Source organism: Saprospira grandis DSM 2844, assembly GCF_000275825.1.
GTDB classification, from domain to species: domain Bacteria; phylum Bacteroidota; class Bacteroidia; order Chitinophagales; family Saprospiraceae; genus Saprospira; species Saprospira grandis_A.
On sequence record NZ_JH719942.1, the window covers coordinates 2,161,094 to 2,179,988 of the forward strand.

The window sequence follows — 18,895 nt, forward strand, 5'->3', positions numbered from 1 at the left end:
TGGATAGGGGGGCGGCGCAGCCGCAGACCCAGCTTTTGAGCAAAGCGAAAAAGCGCAGGGCCGAGCAGACCTGCGAGCCCCGACACAGCCCGACCCGGCCAAAGGCCGGGGCAGCCCCCAAAAAAATTAAATCACTCTTTTGTAGAATCGAATAAACCAAATGCGGGCTACCTGTAGCTTTAGGCTCTTGATTTCGGGCTTGAGCAAATTGTTGCCGATCTTCATTTTAAAGCGATAATTGCCATTGCCCAAAGCCTTGCCCGGCTGGTCAAATAAAACGGTGCCCTTGATTTTATTATAGTCTTCTCCGGCTTTTGTCGACTTAAACTGAATGTCTTTGATCTTCTCGTTTTTCTTCCGCACCTTCGGAATATATTCTTTGAGAGCGGCCTTAACCACCCGCTGAACAATGGGATGGTCAACAGAAAACTTGATCTTTTGGGCCGAGGCCGAGCTGGAAAAAAGGAGCAGCAAGAGGCCCATGAACAAACTGATACGCATAAGATTTGTTTTTAAAATAAAAGATAGGATGAATATTGATTGCGCCTAAGGCAAAAGTCGTATTTTTGCCCCTCATTAATGCCCAAAGTTATGCAGTTTGAGATCCACGCTCCATTTTCGCCAGCTGGCGACCAACCCAAGGCTATTGCAGAATTGGTAGAAGCCGCCCTCAGAGGCGAGCGCTACCAGTGTTTGCTTGGGGTAACGGGTTCTGGAAAGACCTTTACTATGGCCAATATGATTCAGGAGTTGCAAAGGCCTACCCTGATCTTAACGCATAATAAGACCCTGACGGCCCAACTGTATGGCGAGTTTAAGCAGTTTTTTCCAAATAATGCGGTAGAGTACTTTGTTTCTTACTACGATTACTATCAGCCAGAGGCCTATGTGCCTTCTACCGACACCTATATTGAGAAAGATTTGGCCATTAATGATGAGGTGGACAAACTTCGCCTAAGAGCTACTTCCCAACTACTATCGGGCCGTAGAGATATTGTGGTGGTGGCCTCGGTTTCTTGTATTTATGGTATGGGAAATCCCGAAGACTATAAAAAAGGCGTGATGCGCCTAGAGGTTGGCCAAAATATTAGCCGAAATAGCCTGCTCTACCAACTGGTAGATAGCCTTTATGCTCGTAGTGAAAATAGCTTTGGGCGGGGAGAGTTTCGGGTGCGAGGCGATACCCTAGATATTAACCTCCCTTATACCGATTATGGCCTCCGTCTTAGCTTTTTTGGCGATGAAATCGATGAGATTGAACGCATAGATACCGAGACAGGCAAAAAATTGGAGGACCTTAGCGTGGTCGCTATCTTTCCCGCCAACCTTTATGTGGCTCCCAAAGATCGTATGCAGCAAATCATCCGACAAATTGAGGATGAACTCCGTGAACATTATGAATATATGGAGGATGAAGGCAAGCATATAGAGGCCAAACGCCTGCGGGAAAGAGTCAATATGGACCTAGAAATGATGCGCCAATTGGGCTATTGCTCTGGCGTAGAAAATTATTCCCGCTACTTTGATGGTCGCCAAGCTGGTGCCCGCCCTTTCTGCTTACTCGATTATTTTCCAGAGGATTTTCTCATGATTGTGGATGAGAGCCATGTGACGATGCCGCAATTTAGGGCCATGTATAGCGGCGATAGAGCCCGAAAAATGTCTCTGATCGAACACGGTTTCCGCCTGCCCTCGGCCCTAGATAACCGCCCACTCAACTTTATGGAGTTTGAAAGCCTGATGCGACAGGTGGTTTTTGTGAGCGCTACGCCTGCCGCTTACGAATTGGAAAAAACAGAGGGCGAAGTGGTGGAGCAAATCGTTCGCCCCACGGGCTTACTCGATCCGCCCATCGAGTTGCGGCCCAGCATCAACCAAGTGGATGACCTTATGGACGAAATCCGCAGCGCAACCCGCAAAGATCAACGGGTGTTGGTTACGACCATTACCAAACGGATGTCGGAAGAACTCGCAAAATACTTGACCAAATATAATATCCGCTGCCGCTATATTCACTCGGATGTAGATACTTTGGAAAGAGTGGAAATCTTGAGAGATCTCCGCTTAGGTGAGTTTGATGTCTTAATCGGTATTAACCTCTTGAGAGAAGGATTGGATTTGCCCGAGGTGGCCCTGGTCGCTATTCTCGATGCCGATAAAGAAGGCTTTTTACGCAACGAACGCTCGCTCACGCAGACCGCAGGACGGGCCGCCCGTAATGCCAATGGCCGCGTAATTTTTTATGCCGATAAGATGACGCCTTCTATGCAAAGAACGATAGATGAAACCAATCGCCGTCGCAGCATTCAGATGGCTTATAACGAAAAACACGGCATCACACCAACTACGGTCCTTAAATCTAAGGATGAAATTCGCCGCCAAAGCTCGGTCCTCGATGGCCGCCTGCAAGGCAAGGAATATGAGCAAAATGAGCAGCAAAACATGGTGGCTGAAGATCCGATCCTCAAAACGATGTCTAAGGAACAACTGGAAAGAGCGATCGAAGAGGCCCGCCGCAAAATGAAAGAGGCGGCCAAGGCCACCGACTTTTTGTCCGCCGCTCAATATCGCGACCAACTTTTTGAATTGCAAGCTTTATTGAAGGAACGCTTTGGCGCTTAATCCTCATCTAGGCCCAAAAAGGCAGCTAATTCCTCATTTTTGGGCCTAAATACCTTTTCTTCGGGCAGGAGCAATTCGCTGAGCTGCCCCGCATCAATTTTTGCTTTTTGGGCCAAAACAAAGGGCCGTAAATCCAGAATTTCTACAATCATTTCTTGATTGAATTGTTGCAATAGCTCGCCTTTAATCCCCAATTGAATGGCTCGCCGCTCTTCTTTTTTTCCATAAATATTATGGTCGGGATCCCATTGCAAACGAGCTTTTTTCTGCTCCAAATCTTTGCGCCAGCTTTCTCGATCGGCATAAATTTCGGCCTTAAAGGAGCTATAAGCCGATTGGGCTAAAATCTCTTCAAAAGCCAATTTTTTGATCCAAATGCCCAAAATATATTCTTGACCCGCTTTGCTGGCCCAACCGGCCCGAAACATCATCCACAAAAAGTTGGGCTTGATCCAAGTCATTCTCGAAAAGCTGTAATGCGCTCCCCCAAACTGCTGATGCGCCAAAGCATACTGGGCAATTTCTGGCCGAAATGCCTGATACACCAAAATTTCATCGCCTCTTTCTTGGGCCAAAATATGCTGCCCCTTTGGCGGAATCCCCGCCAGATAATCCTGATAATTTACTGTTTTCATTTTTTTCTTTGCTAAAGCTTGCTCGGCGGCCTATAGTTCCCATTGGGAAGTAGTTGTTTTTGGGGCCTCCGCAGCAGAGCTGCGGCGCTACGCTTTAGGGCTCGCAGGTCTGCTCGGCCCTTCGCCAGCTTTGCTGGCTCGGTCTGGCGCTTCGCGCCACCCTGTCGCATCGCTAGGCCAGGCGCTTCGCGCCTCTGCTGCACATCGGTTACTCCCTTTGGTCGTCGAACTGCGGCTTTCAGCCTTGTTGTGGCCAGGCGCTTCGCGCCTTCTAGATGCAGAAAGACCAATCTGGAAAGAAAAAAAATGAAAAAAGGCTCAACCTTTTTTTGGGAGCATAGTTTACTAATAGAACTTAAGCAACTTAGACAGCTCCTGATGGAGCGGTTAATTTAAGTCAGCTCATGCGCTTATGACGCATTTAAAGTTTATTCATGGGTTTTAGGGTTTAGTTTTCGACTTTGGTCCTCTTTAAGAGGGCCAAAGTTTTTTTTAGCGCATTTGGCCTAGCGCTGTGGAGGGGTGGCCCAAAGGGCCAGACCCAGGCAGCTTTGCTGCCGCAGGGCCGAGCGAGCAGCGAGCCCCGCAACATAGCGCCCGCCGCAGGCGGAGGCCCCAAAAACAAAAAAAATGAAAGATATCAAGGCCTATTTGGATGAAAAAGTGGCGCAATACAACCGACCAAATTTTATCAAAGATGATCCGATTAGTTTGCCGCATAGTTTGAGTAAGGCGGCTGATCGGGAGATCATTGGCTTTTGGGTGGCTGTTTTGGCTTGGGGGCGTAGGGCCAGCATCATTAAGAGTGGAAAGCGCTTGTTGGAGTTGATGGATTATGCGCCCCATGATTTTATTGTCAACCATGAGGAGGCGGACCGCAAGGCATTTTTGGACTTTAAGCATCGGACATTTCAGCCTACGGACGCCCTTTATTTTTTGCATTGGTTGCAGCAATATTACCAAAAAGAGGATAGTTTGGAGCAGGCATTTGCGCGGCATCTTGGGCCAGAAGATGAGCATGTTGGGCCGGCTTTGCTCGGCTTTGAGCAAGACTTTTTTGCCTTAGAAGAGGCCCCTCAGCGGACTCGGAAACACATTGCTACTCCTGCGCGGAAATCGGCTTGTAAGCGTTTAAATATGTTTTTGCGTTGGATGGTTCGTCGAGATGAGGCAGGGGTAGATTTTGGGCTTTGGCGGCAAATTTCGCCTGCGCAACTACTGCTTCCCTTAGATGTGCATGTCGGTCGGCAGGCCAGGGCCTTGGGGCTTTTGAAAAGAACAAAAGACGATTGGGCGGCTTGTTTGGAGTTGGGGCAAGCTGCTAGAACGCTTTGTGCCGAAGATCCCGCAAAGTATGATTTTGCTTTGTTTGGGATGGGGGTAGAGGGGGCGTTTAATCAAATCTAGGGAAAATGGGAGTTTGTATTTTTTCTGTTTTTGCCCAATATATCGGAAATGTGTTATTAGGAGGTCTTTGAAAAGAGTATAATGCTTCAGACTTTTTAAATCCCAAACTGTATCTATTTCGTGCTCTTCGCCTCATGCCAATTTTTTTTTCCATTTCTTGCATCATTGAAATTTTCCTTTGGAAGTCAGGATAGCTTGATGAAATTCCTTTACCACTAATGTGATTAGCATAAAGAGAAATGTTAATGGATTTTAGATTGTTAACAGCTTTCTGTTGAGCAGCCATTGTTAAAACTATTATATTTTCGGGCTTTAACCTGCCTGGGGTTAAATCTAAATCTAAGAACTGCTTGCAAATATCATGAGCTGTATCACCAGTTCCTGCAAAATCATCTATGAGAATTAAGAGGTCTATCTCCCAGTTAAAATTTTTGAAAATTTCAGATAAATCTTCTCCTAGAATAATTTTTTTATTTTTTCTAAATGCATGGACTTTGTCGCTACTAAGTAGAGAATACATACGTTCGCCACTTTTGGGTTTAGCGTCTATTTTTTTAATTTCCTTATTGCTTTTTTGCTCGAAAAACCTTGTTAATGGGTATATGAATATTTTTTCAGCACCATTGACTTTATGTTTGGGTATTTTATCGTAAGCGTTGTGTAGTTCTCTTATATGAGAGGAAATTCCTATTTCCTTGAATTTTTCTGTTAGAGATAACAGTAATTGTTTTTCATCATCATTTAGTAATGACAAACAATGCATGAAGCTTTCAAACCTAGAGCTCTCTAAAGACCAGTTTTTAGCCTTAAAAAGCTTCCTTGCTTCAAGAGTAGTTTTTATGTCTATCTGAGGCTTCGACATGATGATTTTAAATACTTTATAAAAAATCTATTACATTAGTTTCGGGTAAAAATATATCATTCTTGTCTAACTTTCGAATTTTGCTTTGATGTTCAGGCTCTATCAATTTTGTCAAATTAGACTTGCCACTATCCTTATTACTGCTAGTTATAAATTCTTCGCCCTTTTGTGTAACACTTAAAAGGCCTTCATTTTCTGCAACATATTTCTTTTCTAAAAAAGACTCTATTTCGGCTATTAGTTCTATATAGTCATAGCCTAAATCAATGAGAGGGGTTAAGTTACCATCAAAACGTATGATTTTTAATAAGTATGCTTTATGCGTGTTATTCATCGTTAAGCTTATTAGTAAACTAAATAGTATGTTGAATAATTTCGTGCATTACTTTCTTGTATTCAATAAATTCTTTGTCTTTAGGATTTAGTAACAAAGCAAAATTTATTTTACCCAATAGGCGTGCAGCATATTTCTTGTTATGGATATTTTTTTTGCTCATGTGGCTTGCCATGTTATATTTCTTTATGTAGTACAGCTCTTGTCTAATTTTTCGTCGGTCTTTACTAGGAAGCTGTAGCTTTTTATTAACAACAATACCTGTAATAATTTGCTGCTGGTGTTGTGTCATTAACTTAGTTTTAGAGGCGTTAATTTTTAACTCATAAGGCTCTAATATAGATTGAACTTTAGCTACTAGAACCTCTTTGTCTATAGTCTCACCACTAAATGCTAGGTCATCAGCATAACGAGTATAGTTAATTTCAGGACGAACTTCTTTGGCGATTAGTTCATCAATTTTACTAAAGAAAATATTAGATAAGGCAGGGCTAGTTGATGCACCTTGAGGTAGTCCTCCATTTAATGTGCATATCTTTGCAAGCATATTAGAAACTATTTGACTGTAACCAATTTCTTTGAAAATAGCTTCTATGTGATGCGTTCTAATGGAAGAGAAAAAGTCTTTTAAATCAATTGTTAATACAGTGTGATTGTTTACATGATATTTTGCATGCATTAAAATTGATCGACCTGGTACGTATGCCTTGCTATATCGACTGACTTTCTGCTTATAGAGAATTTTTGTTAGAATAAAGTTCTGAATTTCCTGTAGACTAGGAAGTGGTTCAGATATTTTTCTTTTACCGCCATTTTTTTTAGATATTTCATAGTGGCGATAAAAATAATCAGTATGCTTAATTGCTCTTTTAATGTATTTTACGGTGTATCCTACATGGCTAGAAAAATGAGCAATGTTATATATAACAGGAACCTTTTTTCTGATTAAGGGCTCTGCATAGCTTAAACATTTCGTAATTACTTCAGATGAGTAGTTTCTTTTTTTAGCAAGATCAGTAAATCGCTTTTCGTATGAAGAAAAAGTCATTTTTCTGAAGTATTAAATTAGTTTGAAAGCCTCTTATCTTAATAGGGAAGTTATATTGAATAATCTGTCCGCAATTTATAACTTCCCAATTAAGTAAAGTTCGTGTGAATGGCTGCAATAATCTTTGATTTTGCGGACATTCACACGAGATCAAGCTTGAAAGAGGGTTCTCTCAAGGATAGCGACTCGCTATCAATTGTGAATATATTGAGCTTGTTTAAATTTTTTAGTCAGCAGCTAGACTAAGGCAAAAAAAAATGCTGCAAAGCGCTTATTATTGTTGATTACGACAAAAACAAAAAAAGGCTTTGCAACATGGTTGTGAATTTATCAAAAGAATTTATTACGGAAAAAATATTAGCATTTTTTCCCGAAAAAAAATTGGCTCGAAAAACCAAAGCGCCTCTGTGGCAAATTGTTAAAGCGATAATTTATAGGCTTAAAACAGGTTGTCAGTGGAGAGAATTACCGATACAATCTTTTTTGACGAAGTTCTAATTTGCTGGCAAACAGTATATTACTACTTCAATAGCTGGTCCGAGTCTGGTATTTGGCAAAAAGTGTGGATCCAATTTCTAGCCCATGAAAAATCTTGTTTAGATTTATCTAGTATACAGCTTGACGGAAGTCATACCCCAGCGAAAAGAGGGGGCGAAGCTGTGGGTTATCAGGGCCGAAAAAAGTCCAAAACCACAAATGCTCTCTTTCTCACAGATAAAAATGGGCTGCCAATCGCTATGTCTCCGCCTTTTGCGGGAAACCATAATGATTTGTTTGAAATCGAGAGTCATTTCCAAAAAATGCTTGCCGATCTGCAGCTTTCAGACATCTCTCCTGATGGTTTATTTATGAATGCTGATGCAGGGTTTGATAGCAAAAAACTTAGAGAAAACTGCCAAAAAATGGGCATTATCCCTAATATTGACCACAACAAAAGAAATAGAAAAAAAGCTTATTATCAAGATATTATAGATGAGGAACTTTACAAAGAACGCTTTTCTGTTGAGCGAACTAACGCATGGATTGACGCATTCAAAATTTTACTCATTCGTTTTGAAAGAAAAGCCGACAACTGGGCGAGTCTACACTATTTAGCCTTTATACTTATTTTCCTAAAACGAAATTTTTAAACAAACTCATTTAATAAAAAAAATAAAACAAAGATTTTAGGCTGTTTATTTGAAAGGTTTTTCACAAAAGGCCTATATCTAGGCTCCAACAGAAATACAGAAAGAACCCCAGCAATTTGCCCCTTCCCCCTTCTCCTTCCCCCAAAAAGCTGTACTTTTGCAAAAACGAGCACTCAATGGGGTACATTTCAGAAAAGACGGTTCAAGAAATCTTCGATACCGTAAAGGTCGAAGATGTGGTAGGCGATTTTGTCCACCTCAAAAAAAGAGGGGCCAACCTGATCGGTCTCTGCCCCTTTCATGGCGAAAAAACGCCCTCTTTTACGGTCTCTCCAGCCAAAGGCATTTATAAATGCTTTGGTTGTGGCGCTGGCGGCAATGCCGTGAATTTTGTCATGGAACATGAAACGATCTCTTACCCCGAGGCCCTCCGCTTTTTGGCCCAACGCTATAATATCGAAATTGAAGAGGAGGAAAGCTCTGAGGAATATAAGGAACAACAACGCCAAGCCGATAGCCTCTATATTATCAACGACTTTGCACAAAAGCATTTTGCCGCCCAAATGCAAACGGATTATGGCCGCTCGGTTGGCCTTTCGTATTTTAAGGAAAGAGGCCTGCTGCAAAAAACAATTGACCGCTTTGGGCTGGGCTTTGCCAATGGCCGAAATAGCGACCTCCTGCAAACCGCAAAAGCTAAAGGCTACGATTTAGAACTACTCCAAAAAGCTGGACTCGCCACTCAATACGGCAATGATTTCTTCAGAACCCGCGTCATGTTCCCGGTCCATAATTTATCGGGAAAAGTCCTCGGCTTTGGGGGCCGAATGCTGGGCAACAATAAGAAACAACCCAAGTATCTCAATACGCCCGAATCCGATATTTACCAAAAGTCCAAAATCCTTTACGGAATTTATCAAGCCCGCCAAGCGATCGTCAAAGCTAAGGAGTGCTACATGGTGGAGGGCTATATGGATGTGCTGGCCCTCAGCCAAGCGGGGATCGAAAATGTGGTGGCCTCTTCAGGGACCTCACTCACCCCCGGCCAAATCCAATTGGTCAAACGCTATACGCCTAATCTGACCCTACTTTATGATGGCGATAAGGCCGGAATTAAGGCCGCTTTGCGTGGACTCGACCTGATTCTGGAGCAAGATATGAATGTTAAGGTGGTCCTGGTCCCCGAAGGCGAAGATCCCGATTCTTACCTGCAGAAGCTGGGCCTCAAGGCCTTTAGAGAGTACCTAGAACAACAGGCTACCGATTTTATCCTCTTTAAGATGAATCTTTTGCTAGAGGATAAGGCCGATGATCCCTTGGCCCGTGCCGAATTACTGCAAGATATTGTGGGCAGTATCGCCAGAATTCCCGATAGCCTCAAACGAGCCACTTATGTCCGTAGCTGCGCCCAAAGACTCGAAATTAGTGAGCAAATTCTTCATATTGAGGTCAATAAACGCATCGCTAAGGCGCAATCTGATGCCGAAAAAGATGCCCGCCGAGAGGAACGCCAACAGGCCCGCCGCCAACAAAGAAATCAACAAAAACAACAGTTGGCCCCCGGCGAATTGCCCCCGCCTATGGAGGAGGACCAGTTTGGTCCCCATGCAGAAGGGGAGTACGCTCCCGACAATATGGCCGGTCCCGCTACAGACCCACAAACTGGTCCCGCTGCCGTTTTGGGCCATTTTCAAGAAAAAGATATTTTGCGCCTGCTGATCAATTTTGGCGATAGAGCCTGGCCCGATGCCGAGGAAGCCGATACTTTGGCCGAGTTTATTTTACTCAATATGGGCGAGCTGTTAGCCGAGTTTGACCAACCCCTCTATGCCGAAATCATTGAGCTTTGCATTGATCGTTTGGAGGAGGGAGAGCCCATCAATTCCCAGTATTTTACCCAACATCCCAAGGCCGAACTGGCCCAATTGGCCATCAATTTATTGGCCGACCCCTATATTTATTCGCCCGGCTGGGAGCGCCTAAATGTCTACCTCAACTCCCAAGAAATGCCCGAGCAAAACCATGTAGCCGATGCCAAAAGCGGCATTTTGCGCTTCAAGCTCCATAAACAAGAGCGCCTTTTGGCCGAAAACCAACAACAGATTAAGCTGCTCCAAAGTCAGCCCGACAAAATGGAGGAGCTCATCCTGCACCTCAAAATTCACCAAAAGCTCAAGGCCCAACAAACCGAACTAGCTGCTCAGTTAAAGACGGTTATTTTGCGTTGATGATTATTTTTTTGGGGCCTGCCGCCTTCGGCGGCCGGGCCCTTGCAGGGCTCGCAGCTCTGCTCGGCCCTGCGGGCTCATTTCATTTCGCCCTAGGTCTGCCGCTGCGCGGCCCCCTTTCAGGCCCCTAGGCCTGCGGGCCTTCGGCCCTTTTTACTGTAGGTTGAAACCTACAGCAACAACGGTATTGCTTCGCAATGATTGATGAATGAGGGTTAAAACCCTCATGAAGTTAACTCCTCGCTAACAATTGGCCTGCAGCTTAAAAGCGGCAGGAGCTGAAAACTAAATATCTCCTTTCCATAAACAAAGCAGGGGCTTTTAAGCCGCTGCGGCAAGAAAGACCCAGGCCCAAGAAGAATGGCTGCGGCCTTTAGGCTGCAGACAAACGGCCTAGCGATGGTAGGCAGTGCGGCAAAGCCGCAGACCAAGCAAAAACTTGTTTTTTGCGCAGGGCCGAGCGAAGAGCGAGCTGCCGAACGTAGCGCCGCAAGGCGAAGCCGCAGCGGAGGCCCCTAATTATCCTCCCATAAATTGATATAGATATGCGTATGAATGAGGCCCCCGCTCAATTGACGCATATCAGCGCTCAGGGCATTGGTATAGCTACCTTTGAGCTCCCAGGCCCAATTTCTTCCATGATAAATTTCTAGGCCCAAAAAGGGACTTAGTTGAGGGGCCCAATCCACATCATTGCGGGCGAGCCCACCAAACTCTAGCCCAAAAAAGGGCAAGAAAAAGCGGCGGCGAAAGCCCTGCTCAAAAGAAAAGCGCGCCCCAAAACTAATGAGCAACATTTGGATGTCGGCTTGCTCTAGGCTTTGTAGCTGGCTAAACTGCGCAAAAAAGGCAAATTGAGCGGGAGAAAAATCGCCTTCCATGGTTTGGTTGTAGAGCTCAAAGCCAAAAGAAGGACCGTGAAAAGGCCCCGTTTGATCATACTGTATTGGGAAAAAAGTATTGTAGCCAAGGGCAGGGGCAAAAAGGCGGCCCGCCTCATCCAGATACTCTTTTTTAGGGCGTTTATTGATTTGCTCCTGGGCGCTGGCCCAATAGGGGAGGAGCAGCAAGAAGAGAAAAGAAAGCATTTTCATGAAAAGGGGATTTACCAAAAGTTAAATTGTATACTACTGCCTAGGGTCCAGCCACTTAGGGAGCTATTGTGCTCGCCCGTGGCAAAGGTATAGCGGCTGTTGATGCGCCAAGAAACGCGCTTATTGTGCAAAATATTAAGGCCTAGTACGGGGCTAAACTGAAAGCTACTGCCCAGATCAGAGCGGCCCATATTTCCTAAATCGGCTCCAAAATAAGGCACGAAAAAAGAGCGATATAAGCCTGTTTCAAAAGAAAACTCTGCACCAAGTCCCCATAAAAATTGCTGACTAATGCCTTTTTCTGTTTCATATAAACGCTGCAAACGAACATACAAATTGAGGTAGGCGGGCCCCCAGATTTCATCATCATAACTATATTGATAAAAGCTAAAGCGAAAACTTGGTCCATGATAAGCATTACCCAAACTATCATTGAGTGGGGTATAAAAATCATAGCCTATTTCAGGAACCGCATAAGCTTCCCAGGAATAATCTGGACGCAGTTTACAAATGGCTAAACTATCTTGTTTTTGAGCTTGTAAGGCCCAGCCGCTCCACAGAAAGAGCAGCAATAAATATAATCGCATAAAAAGGGGATTTTACCAAACGGCCACCGAAACGCCCGCCTGAAGTTGAAGACCACTGTACTGGTCAAATTCTTTGTTGTTTACATAAGGATATTGGGCCTGAATATGGACCAAAAACCGCTCGGCCTGATAAATATTACAACCCAAAATTGGACTAAACTGAAAGCCCTGCTCTGCCGAACTTCTCGATATGCCGCCTAGCTCCAAGCCATAATAAGGCACCATAAAATGCCGACGAATACCTCGCTCAAAAGAACCCAAAAACGAAAATCCCCAATAACTTAGGTTTTCGCCCCCCTTTTTGCTGCTGCCCAACTGGCTGTAGCGCCCTTCTATCCGAAGATAGCCCGGACTATACTTATCCGAACTCCCAATGCTAAAAATCACAATTTGGGCATTGATACCATGAAATAAGCCCAAACTATCTATATTCTGCTGAGGGATAAAACTGCTATAGCCCACTCCAGGCATAAAAAAACGTTCCCAATCTAAACTAGCATCGGGTTTTTTGTCTTGGCCCAAAACAAAGAGGGGAAGGGCCAAAAACAAGATCCATAGGAATTTTTGCATAATGTTCTGTTTTCCTCAATTTAATAAAAAAATAGGAGCTTGTCTCGCCCCGCAGGCCCATATTTAAAAGGCCCAAAATGGGAGAAATAAAAGCGCTTGCTTACCTTTGCCCAAACTTCAATCTACCAGCATGCTAAAAACAATGATTAAGGCCTCTCAAATGGCCAACCTGACAGACGCCCGCTATTTTGCCGCCTGGGGCGTAGAATATATGGGCTTTTGTATTGACCCCAATGCTGCCGAAGCCCTTTCTATTACAGAGTTTAAAGCCATGAAGGAATGGCTGGTGGGCCCCCAAATCGTTGGGGAGTTTATGGGCCTCAACCAAACCGAAGAACTCTTGCCCTGGATCGAAAAACTAGGCCTGCAAGCTATTCAACTTGGCCCCTTTTCTAGCCTGGCCGCCGCCAAAGAATTGGCCCAACATACCCAAATTATTAAGGAGGATGTGCTAGAATCCCTAGACGATCTCTCCAATCTTGCTAGCACTTATGCCGAATGGCAACCTTATACGGCTTTTTTTCTGCTCGATCTAGAGCGCAATAATATGCATTGGAAGGACCTCAACCCCCAGCAAAAAGCCCAATTGGCCGAGCTGGCCCAAACTTATCCGCTCTGCCTGAGCCTCCCCTTTGAGGCCTCAGAGCTAGACGATATTCTGGCCCTCGGCATTAAAGGCCTCTCCCTTAAAGGAGGCGAAGAGGAAAAAGTCGGCTACAAATCCTTTGATGAATTAGACGATATTTATGAGGTCTTGATGGAAGACTAAAGCAAAATGGGAGTATAGCTTGGCGCTATACTCCCATTTTTTGATTCTCGCTTTTTAGCGCCTATTTTTCAGGCTTTTCCCAGCCTTCAATGGGGTCTACAGCAATCATCTGTAGCTCCAAACGCTCTTTGCCCTTGGCATTGATGGCCTCAATCTGCTCGTACCAATCATAAGCCGATTGGTTGATGCGGCCCATAAATTTGCCCCAGAAAATAAAAAATACATAGTCGCTATCTTCGGCCATACTATAGCTCTTTTGGCTAAAAGCCTGCTGAAAAAAAGGGGCCCAATCAGACAATTGCAAACTGCTATCAATGTCTAGCTTATCCATTTGCTCCCACTGTTCCAAAAATAAGGTCAATCCCCCAGAACAATCTATGCTATCTGGCTTATAGCGCAAGCGATAGCCCTCCCGATTGAAGATGTACACCTCTGGCGCCTCTGGTCCAAATTCCGCATACTGCTGATAGCCAGTAAAATGCGCAATCTGCTGACTGTCGACCGCTATTTTTTTTCGCAAATAGTCGTATAAACTGCTGGCGGTCTCCTCTTTGGGCTGCTTCACCCCATAATAACGAAGCATAATTTTCTGACAAGAAGAAAGGGAAATAACTAAGAGCAGAAAGAAAAAGAGCTGTTTCATAAGTGGAGGCTAAGGTTTCGGTAAATAATAAAATAAGTCTACTCAAGATAGTTTTTTTACTCAAAATTAGTTTGCTGTTTTGGGGCCTCCGCTGCGGCTTCGCCTTGCGGCGCTACGTTCCGCAGCTCGCTATTCGCTCGGCCCTGCGCGGGCTTCGCCCGCTGGGTCTGGCCTGACGGCCACTGCTGCACATCGCTAGGCCGTTTGGCCTTCGGCCATAGGGCCACCCTTCCACATCGGTTACTCCCTTTGGTCGTCGAAGACGCCCTAAAGGGCTTGTTGTGGCCGTTTGGCCTTCGGCCATAGGGGCGTTTATCTATGCTATTGGGGCTGTGTAGAATAGCTGCTTTCATTCAAAATCTGTTATTCTGCATCTAGAGGCGGCGAAGCCGCCGGCTGAGGGGCTGTAGCAGGGCCGCCGAAGGCGGCAGACCAAGGCGGCGCAGCCGCCGCAGGGCCGAGCAGACCTGCGAGCTGCGCAATGGCCCGACCCGAGCGAAGCGAGTGGGCAGCCCCAAAATATCCGGAAATATAGCCCACTCATCTACTCCTTGGTAGGTATGGGCCAAAAAGTGGCCAAGATGAGCCGCTATTGCATTTTGTTTTGTACTTTGGCAACTTTGCCCCCCAACCCCAGTTATTTAGTCTTCACTAATTTGCCCAAATGGGCCTGAAAATGAAAGCATTTATAGCCGTTTTAGCCTATCTGAAACCCTACCGTTTCCTAGGCGTTCTCAATGTGATTTTTAATGCCCTAACCGCCTTTTTTAGCATCTTTTCGCTCATGCTTTTGGGGCCCTTTCTCGATATTCTGTTTAAGGAGGAAATGCCTAGCCTGCCCGCCCAAGATCCTACGGCAGGTTGGAGCGAACAGTGGGTAACTTTTTTCAATCGGGAATTGATTATGTATATGCAGGAGCATGGGCGACCCGCGGCCCTTTTTTGGGTTTGTGGGATCATGATTGGGGCTTTCTTTTTTAAGAATATATTCCGCTATTTGGCCCTTTTTGTCATGGCTCCCGTAAGAAATGGTATCGAAAGAGATTTGCGACAGGCCGTTTTTGGCCAATTGATGAGTTTGCCGCTTTCCTACTTCTCGCAAGAGCGCAAAGGGGACCTGATGTCGAGACTCAGCTCGGATGTCAAAGAGCTGCAATGGAGCGTACTGCGTTCGGTAGAAACTTTGGTCCGCTCGCCCCTCACCTTAATTGGTTCGGTAGGCGTGATGCTCTATATTAGCCCAGAACTAACGGGTTTTTCTTTTGGGCTTTTCCTTTTTGTGGGCCTCATTATTGGCCAGTTGGGTAAGGTTTTGCGGAAAAACTCGGCCAAGGCGCAGGCAAGTCTGGGCCGCATCCTCTCTCAAATAGAAGAGAGCATTGGGGGCTTAAGAGTGATCCAAGCCTTTGGGGCCGAGGGTTTTCAGCGAGAACGCTTTGCCGAAGAAAATAGCTATTACCTCAATGTGAGTAATCGGATTCAGTGGCGTAAGGACCTCTCTTCTCCGCTAACCGAATTTTTGGGCATCTGCGTCATTGCGGCCCTTCTGCTCTATGGTGGGCATTTGGTCTTTGATGGCGCTTTTGATGCCTCGACCTTTGTGATGTTCATCCTGATGTTTTACAATATTATTGATCCCGCTAAATCCTTTGCCACGGCCCTTTATGATGTGCAAAAGGGCCGAGCTGCAGCCGATCGCCTCAACCAAATCCTCAAAGCGCCCAGAGAAATTGATGAGCAGCCCAATGCCTTGCCCATTAGTGAGCTCAAAGAAGCCATAGAGGTAAAGAACATTCAGTTTGGCTATGAAAAGGACCAAAAAGTATTGGATGGAGTGAGCTTTCGCTTAGAAAAAGGGAAAACTATCGCCTTGGTGGGCGTATCGGGGTCTGGAAAATCAACCATTGCCGATTTACTTCCCCGTTTCTATGAGCCCCAAGCTGGCGAAATCCTTTTGGATGGCGAGCCGCTTTCGGCATATCGCCTACAAGATTTGAGGGCCTTATTTGGGATGGTTTCTCAGGATGCCATTCTCTTTAATGATACCATATATAACAACATCGTTTTTGGTTTGCCCGATGTAACAAAAGAGCAGGTAGAAGCGGCGGCCAAAATTGCCTTTGCCCACGACTTCATTATGGAGCAAGAAGAGGGCTATCAAACCAATATTGGCGACCGAGGCATGAAGCTCAGTGGGGGGCAGCGGCAACGGCTAACTATTGCTCGAGCGGTGCTGCGCAACCCTCAGGTTCTCATTTTGGATGAGGCCAGCTCGGCCCTAGATGCCGAATCGGAACAGGCCGTACAAAAAGCCCTAGATGAGCTCATGCAAGAGCGCACTGCCTTGCTGATTGCGCACCGCCTCTCTACGGTCCAAAAAGCCGATGAAATCTTAGTCATGCAAGAAGGCAAAATTGTAGAAAGAGGAAGCCCCGCCGCCTTAGTGGCCCAAAATGGGGTTTATGCAAAGTTGGTGGCCTTGCAGCGTTTATAGGCTAGTTATTTTGTTTTGCTTTCACTTCTGCAATAAATTCTCCTAGAGATAGAATCTGAGGTCTAAACTCTTTTGGGAAAGCTATTTTATATGCCTTAGGAACAACTAGCTGGACATTAGCTTTTTGCATTTCTATTAACTGATTTTTAGAAATTCCTTGTTGAAGCGTAAATAGATGTTTTTTAGGAATACGGTGGGCTTCATTAAGAATTTGCCTCCAACGGTCTTTGCAAGTTGTTTTAGCTGCTAATAGGGTAAGCTGTTTACTTTGAAAAAGCGGGTCTTGATAGGCTGTTTCATTAGGGAAGAGAAAATCTGGTTTTTTCTTCCCTTCAGTTTTTGCTTGAGTGGCAAATTCTAGTTTGTGAAGATAGAATACTTCCTCAAGATGATGTTCTAATGATTTGCCAGCACGACTTTTCCGTCGATTAAGCACTGTATTCGCGATAGCAACTAAATTATCTACAGAGCCTAAAGGATGTTTAATAAGCTCTTGATAGCGATTGTTTTCTAAGGCTCTAAATAACTCATATTCACTTTTAACCCAGTCTAAAAGAATAGCATCAGGATGCTTTAATACATCTGTGGGTTTAACTTGCTTGAATTGATTAAAACAGGTTCTTGCTTGTTTTGCAAGCGCTATAGTTTTGGGGAACTCAACGGTAAGTTGTTCAATATAACTCTGAAAACATTGGTCTATAGTTAAGGCAGATTTCTCAATAAGTTGGTTGCTATCTGTAGGTGATAGATTAAAGGCATTTAAGAAGTCCTCAATCTCTTCGTCTGTTTGTAGAACATAAGCTAGATATTCATCCTCTTCTGGTTGAGCAAGAATAAAGAGATCGCCAACATTACCCTCTTTAAGAAAGGGGAAACCTTTTCCAAATCGAGTTAAGCGATACTCATTTCTGCTCCCCTTACCATAGTAAATAAAACGGCTATCAGTAGTAAACTCATTTTGCCACTTTATTTGAATTAAACGATCCTTATTTGTGCCTTTAATGCCAGGCCCATCTTCAAACATTAAAGGAACTGTACTTTTGGGCATGTAGAAACCTGCTTGATGCCCCCCTGTTGTTCCAGCATCATTTGCAGATATAAATTTGAAGAAGGCGTAGCGACTATTGCTTACTGCGGTAATAGCTAGTTCTAGTGGGCTAGTCATACTGTAGTGTTTTTATCATTTCTTGACCAATAGCATGAATTAGGGGCATTACTACAGAGTTTCCAAATTGTCTATATGCTTGAGTATCAGATACTGGGATAATAAAGTTTTCGGGGAACCCTTGTAGGCGGGCACACTCTCTAGGAGTTAAACGTCTGGGGTTTGACTGTTCTTGAGGGATTAAGATTTCGGATCCGTCTTTATGATAACGTGCACTTAGTGTTCTTGTAATATTATCAGGTTGAGCTATCCCAAACCCAAAACCGTTGCCTTTTTCTTGGTGCTTTTTAGCATAAGCTTGAAGATATTCCCAAAGCTTATCACTTAAAGTATATTTTTGAGGTACATCAGATATTAAAATTTCTTCAACTACATGATTGGCTACAGGAAGGTCTGGAAACTGGAATTTCTCTTCCCGCTGAAAGTGAGTCTGGTCAAATCCGGCAATAAAAATACGCTCTCGATGTTGTGGCACAAAGTGCTTTCCATCTAGTACTCTAGTATGGATATTATAGCCTAAGCCCTCTAAAGTTTTTTTAATTACTTTGAAGGTATTTCCCTTATCGTGAGATACCAAATTTTTGACATTTTCGAGCAAAAAGGCTTTAGGACGTTTTGCTTCTAAAATCCGAACGATGTCAAAGAATAAAGTGCCTTGTGTTTCGTCTTTAAAGCCGTGTTTGCGCCCTAAACTATTTTTCTTACTTACTCCTGCAAGTGAAAAGGGCTGACAGGGAAAGCCACCTAAGAGTATATCGTGTTGAGGAATCTGTGACTCTTCAATTTTAGTAATATCGCCAAATGGAATTTCTCCAAAATTAGCTTCATAGGTTTTTTGAGAGAATCTATCCCATTCAGAAGTAAAAACGCATTTTCCTCCTAATTGCTGAAACGCTAAACGAAACCCCCCGATTCCAGCAAATAAATCAATGAATTTAAATTTGGCTGCTTCAGTAGGGGGGAAGGGAACATCATATTGGATTTCATTTTCAAGCTCAAAAAATGGGTGGGCTTCTAGTGCTCTTCCCGCTAAAAAGGTTTTAGCCGCTTCTGAAAAATATTTTTTAGCCCCATTTTCTTGATTTTGTAGATAATGAGTTAGAGCAGCTAAGCCATCATCAAATTTGGGAATTCGCTTTTCAATAGCCAATAATTCTCGAATGTCGGAATACTTGATACGTTCTTTATTCATAAAATAAGTCTATGTCGTAATTTTACACAAAGGTACAAGGAAAAAATTACGTTTGCCACAACTGTTTTGTTTTACTTCTTACAAACCTTCTTGGTTCCTACTACGGTAAGCCCCC

General features: G+C 44.2%; 16 protein-coding genes and 1 pseudogene. 6 read left to right on the top strand and 11 right to left on the bottom strand.

Annotated features, from left to right (window positions below; genetic code table 11):
• Positions 1-126 precede the first annotated feature (126 nt).
• Entirely contained in the window at positions 127-501 is a 375-nt protein-coding gene (locus tag SAPGRDRAFT_RS09915; RefSeq protein ID WP_002659144.1) for a hypothetical protein, read from the bottom strand.
• 90 nt (positions 502-591) lie between these two features.
• Between SAPGRDRAFT_RS09915 and uvrB the strand changes: the two genes are divergently transcribed.
• Positions 592-2,622: an excinuclease ABC subunit UvrB gene (gene uvrB, locus SAPGRDRAFT_RS09920; RefSeq protein ID WP_002659146.1), complete on the top strand. Its 2,031-nt coding sequence runs from the start codon at positions 592-594 to the stop codon at positions 2,620-2,622.
• On the opposite strand, the gene SAPGRDRAFT_RS09925 is transcribed toward uvrB, so the two are convergent.
• Entirely contained in the window at positions 2,619-3,257 is a 639-nt protein-coding gene (locus tag SAPGRDRAFT_RS09925; protein ID WP_002659148.1) for a DUF4291 domain-containing protein, read from the bottom strand. The genes uvrB and SAPGRDRAFT_RS09925 overlap by 4 nt on opposite strands.
• A gap of 630 nt (positions 3,258-3,887) precedes the next feature.
• On the opposite strand from SAPGRDRAFT_RS09925, the gene SAPGRDRAFT_RS09940 reads away from it, so the two are divergent.
• On the top strand, positions 3,888-4,664 hold the full coding sequence (locus tag SAPGRDRAFT_RS09940; protein WP_002659150.1) for a TIGR02757 family protein: 777 nt from the start codon (positions 3,888-3,890) through the stop codon (positions 4,662-4,664).
• On the opposite strand, the gene SAPGRDRAFT_RS09945 is transcribed toward SAPGRDRAFT_RS09940, so the two are convergent.
• The 3 genes from SAPGRDRAFT_RS09945 to SAPGRDRAFT_RS09955 are packed head-to-tail and all read right to left on the bottom strand — an operon-like array spanning position 4,651 to position 6,908.
• Entirely contained in the window at positions 4,651-5,526 is an 876-nt protein-coding gene (locus SAPGRDRAFT_RS09945) for a phosphoribosyltransferase-like protein (protein ID WP_002659152.1), read from the bottom strand. The two genes, SAPGRDRAFT_RS09940 and SAPGRDRAFT_RS09945, sit on opposite strands and share 14 nt — an antisense overlap.
• A gap of 16 nt (positions 5,527-5,542) precedes the next feature.
• On the bottom strand, positions 5,543-5,860 hold the full coding sequence (locus SAPGRDRAFT_RS09950; RefSeq protein ID WP_002659153.1) for a hypothetical protein: 318 nt from the start codon (positions 5,858-5,860) through the stop codon (positions 5,543-5,545).
• 19 nt (positions 5,861-5,879) lie between these two features.
• Positions 5,880-6,908: a reverse transcriptase domain-containing protein gene (locus SAPGRDRAFT_RS09955; RefSeq protein WP_002659155.1), complete on the bottom strand. Its 1,029-nt coding sequence runs from the start codon at positions 6,906-6,908 to the stop codon at positions 5,880-5,882.
• Positions 6,909-7,223: 315 nt separating this feature from the next.
• On the opposite strand from SAPGRDRAFT_RS09955, the pseudogene SAPGRDRAFT_RS09960 reads away from it, so the two are divergent.
• Positions 7,224-8,038, top strand: a pseudogene (locus SAPGRDRAFT_RS09960) (IS5 family transposase).
• Between the two features lie 176 nt (positions 8,039-8,214).
• Positions 8,215-10,266, top strand: a complete 2,052-nt coding sequence (gene dnaG, locus SAPGRDRAFT_RS09965; protein WP_002659157.1) for a DNA primase — start codon at positions 8,215-8,217, stop codon at positions 10,264-10,266.
• A gap of 515 nt (positions 10,267-10,781) precedes the next feature.
• Here dnaG and SAPGRDRAFT_RS09970 read toward each other — a convergent pair.
• Genes SAPGRDRAFT_RS09970 through SAPGRDRAFT_RS09980 form a run of 3 tightly spaced genes read right to left on the bottom strand, consistent with a single transcriptional unit; the run spans position 10,782 to position 12,517 of the window.
• Positions 10,782-11,360: a hypothetical protein gene (locus SAPGRDRAFT_RS09970; protein WP_002659158.1), complete on the bottom strand. Its 579-nt coding sequence runs from the start codon at positions 11,358-11,360 to the stop codon at positions 10,782-10,784.
• Positions 11,361-11,371: 11 nt separating this feature from the next.
• Positions 11,372-11,947 carry a hypothetical protein gene (locus SAPGRDRAFT_RS09975; protein WP_002659161.1) on the bottom strand — a complete coding sequence of 192 codons (576 nt, stop codon included), beginning with the start codon at positions 11,945-11,947 and terminating at the stop codon, positions 11,372-11,374.
• A 12-nt stretch (positions 11,948-11,959) separates the two neighbouring features.
• Positions 11,960-12,517 carry a hypothetical protein gene (locus SAPGRDRAFT_RS09980; protein WP_002659162.1) on the bottom strand — a complete coding sequence of 186 codons (558 nt, stop codon included), beginning with the start codon at positions 12,515-12,517 and terminating at the stop codon, positions 11,960-11,962.
• A gap of 130 nt (positions 12,518-12,647) precedes the next feature.
• On the opposite strand from SAPGRDRAFT_RS09980, the gene SAPGRDRAFT_RS09985 reads away from it, so the two are divergent.
• Complete coding sequence (locus SAPGRDRAFT_RS09985) at positions 12,648-13,286, top strand: hypothetical protein (protein WP_002659163.1); 639 nt, start codon at positions 12,648-12,650, stop codon at positions 13,284-13,286.
• Between the two features lie 61 nt (positions 13,287-13,347).
• Here SAPGRDRAFT_RS09985 and SAPGRDRAFT_RS09990 read toward each other — a convergent pair whose 3' ends face one another.
• Positions 13,348-13,929, bottom strand: a complete 582-nt coding sequence (locus SAPGRDRAFT_RS09990) for a hypothetical protein (RefSeq protein WP_002659164.1) — start codon at positions 13,927-13,929, stop codon at positions 13,348-13,350.
• Between the two features lie 676 nt (positions 13,930-14,605).
• Between SAPGRDRAFT_RS09990 and SAPGRDRAFT_RS10005 the strand changes: the two genes are divergently transcribed.
• Positions 14,606-16,423, top strand: coding sequence for an ABC transporter ATP-binding protein (locus tag SAPGRDRAFT_RS10005; RefSeq protein ID WP_002659165.1), 1,818 nt, complete (start codon positions 14,606-14,608; stop codon positions 16,421-16,423).
• A gap of 1 nt (position 16,424) precedes the next feature.
• On the opposite strand, the gene SAPGRDRAFT_RS10010 is transcribed toward SAPGRDRAFT_RS10005, so the two are convergent.
• Together SAPGRDRAFT_RS10010 and dcm are read right to left on the bottom strand one after the other, a co-directional pair.
• Entirely contained in the window at positions 16,425-17,588 is a 1,164-nt protein-coding gene (locus SAPGRDRAFT_RS10010; protein ID WP_002659166.1) for a type II restriction endonuclease, read from the bottom strand.
• Positions 17,581-18,780, bottom strand: a complete 1,200-nt coding sequence (gene dcm, locus SAPGRDRAFT_RS10015; RefSeq protein WP_002659167.1) for a DNA (cytosine-5-)-methyltransferase — start codon at positions 18,778-18,780, stop codon at positions 17,581-17,583. The genes SAPGRDRAFT_RS10010 and dcm overlap by 8 nt, the downstream gene beginning before the upstream one ends.
• Positions 18,781-18,895: the final 115 nt, after the last annotated feature.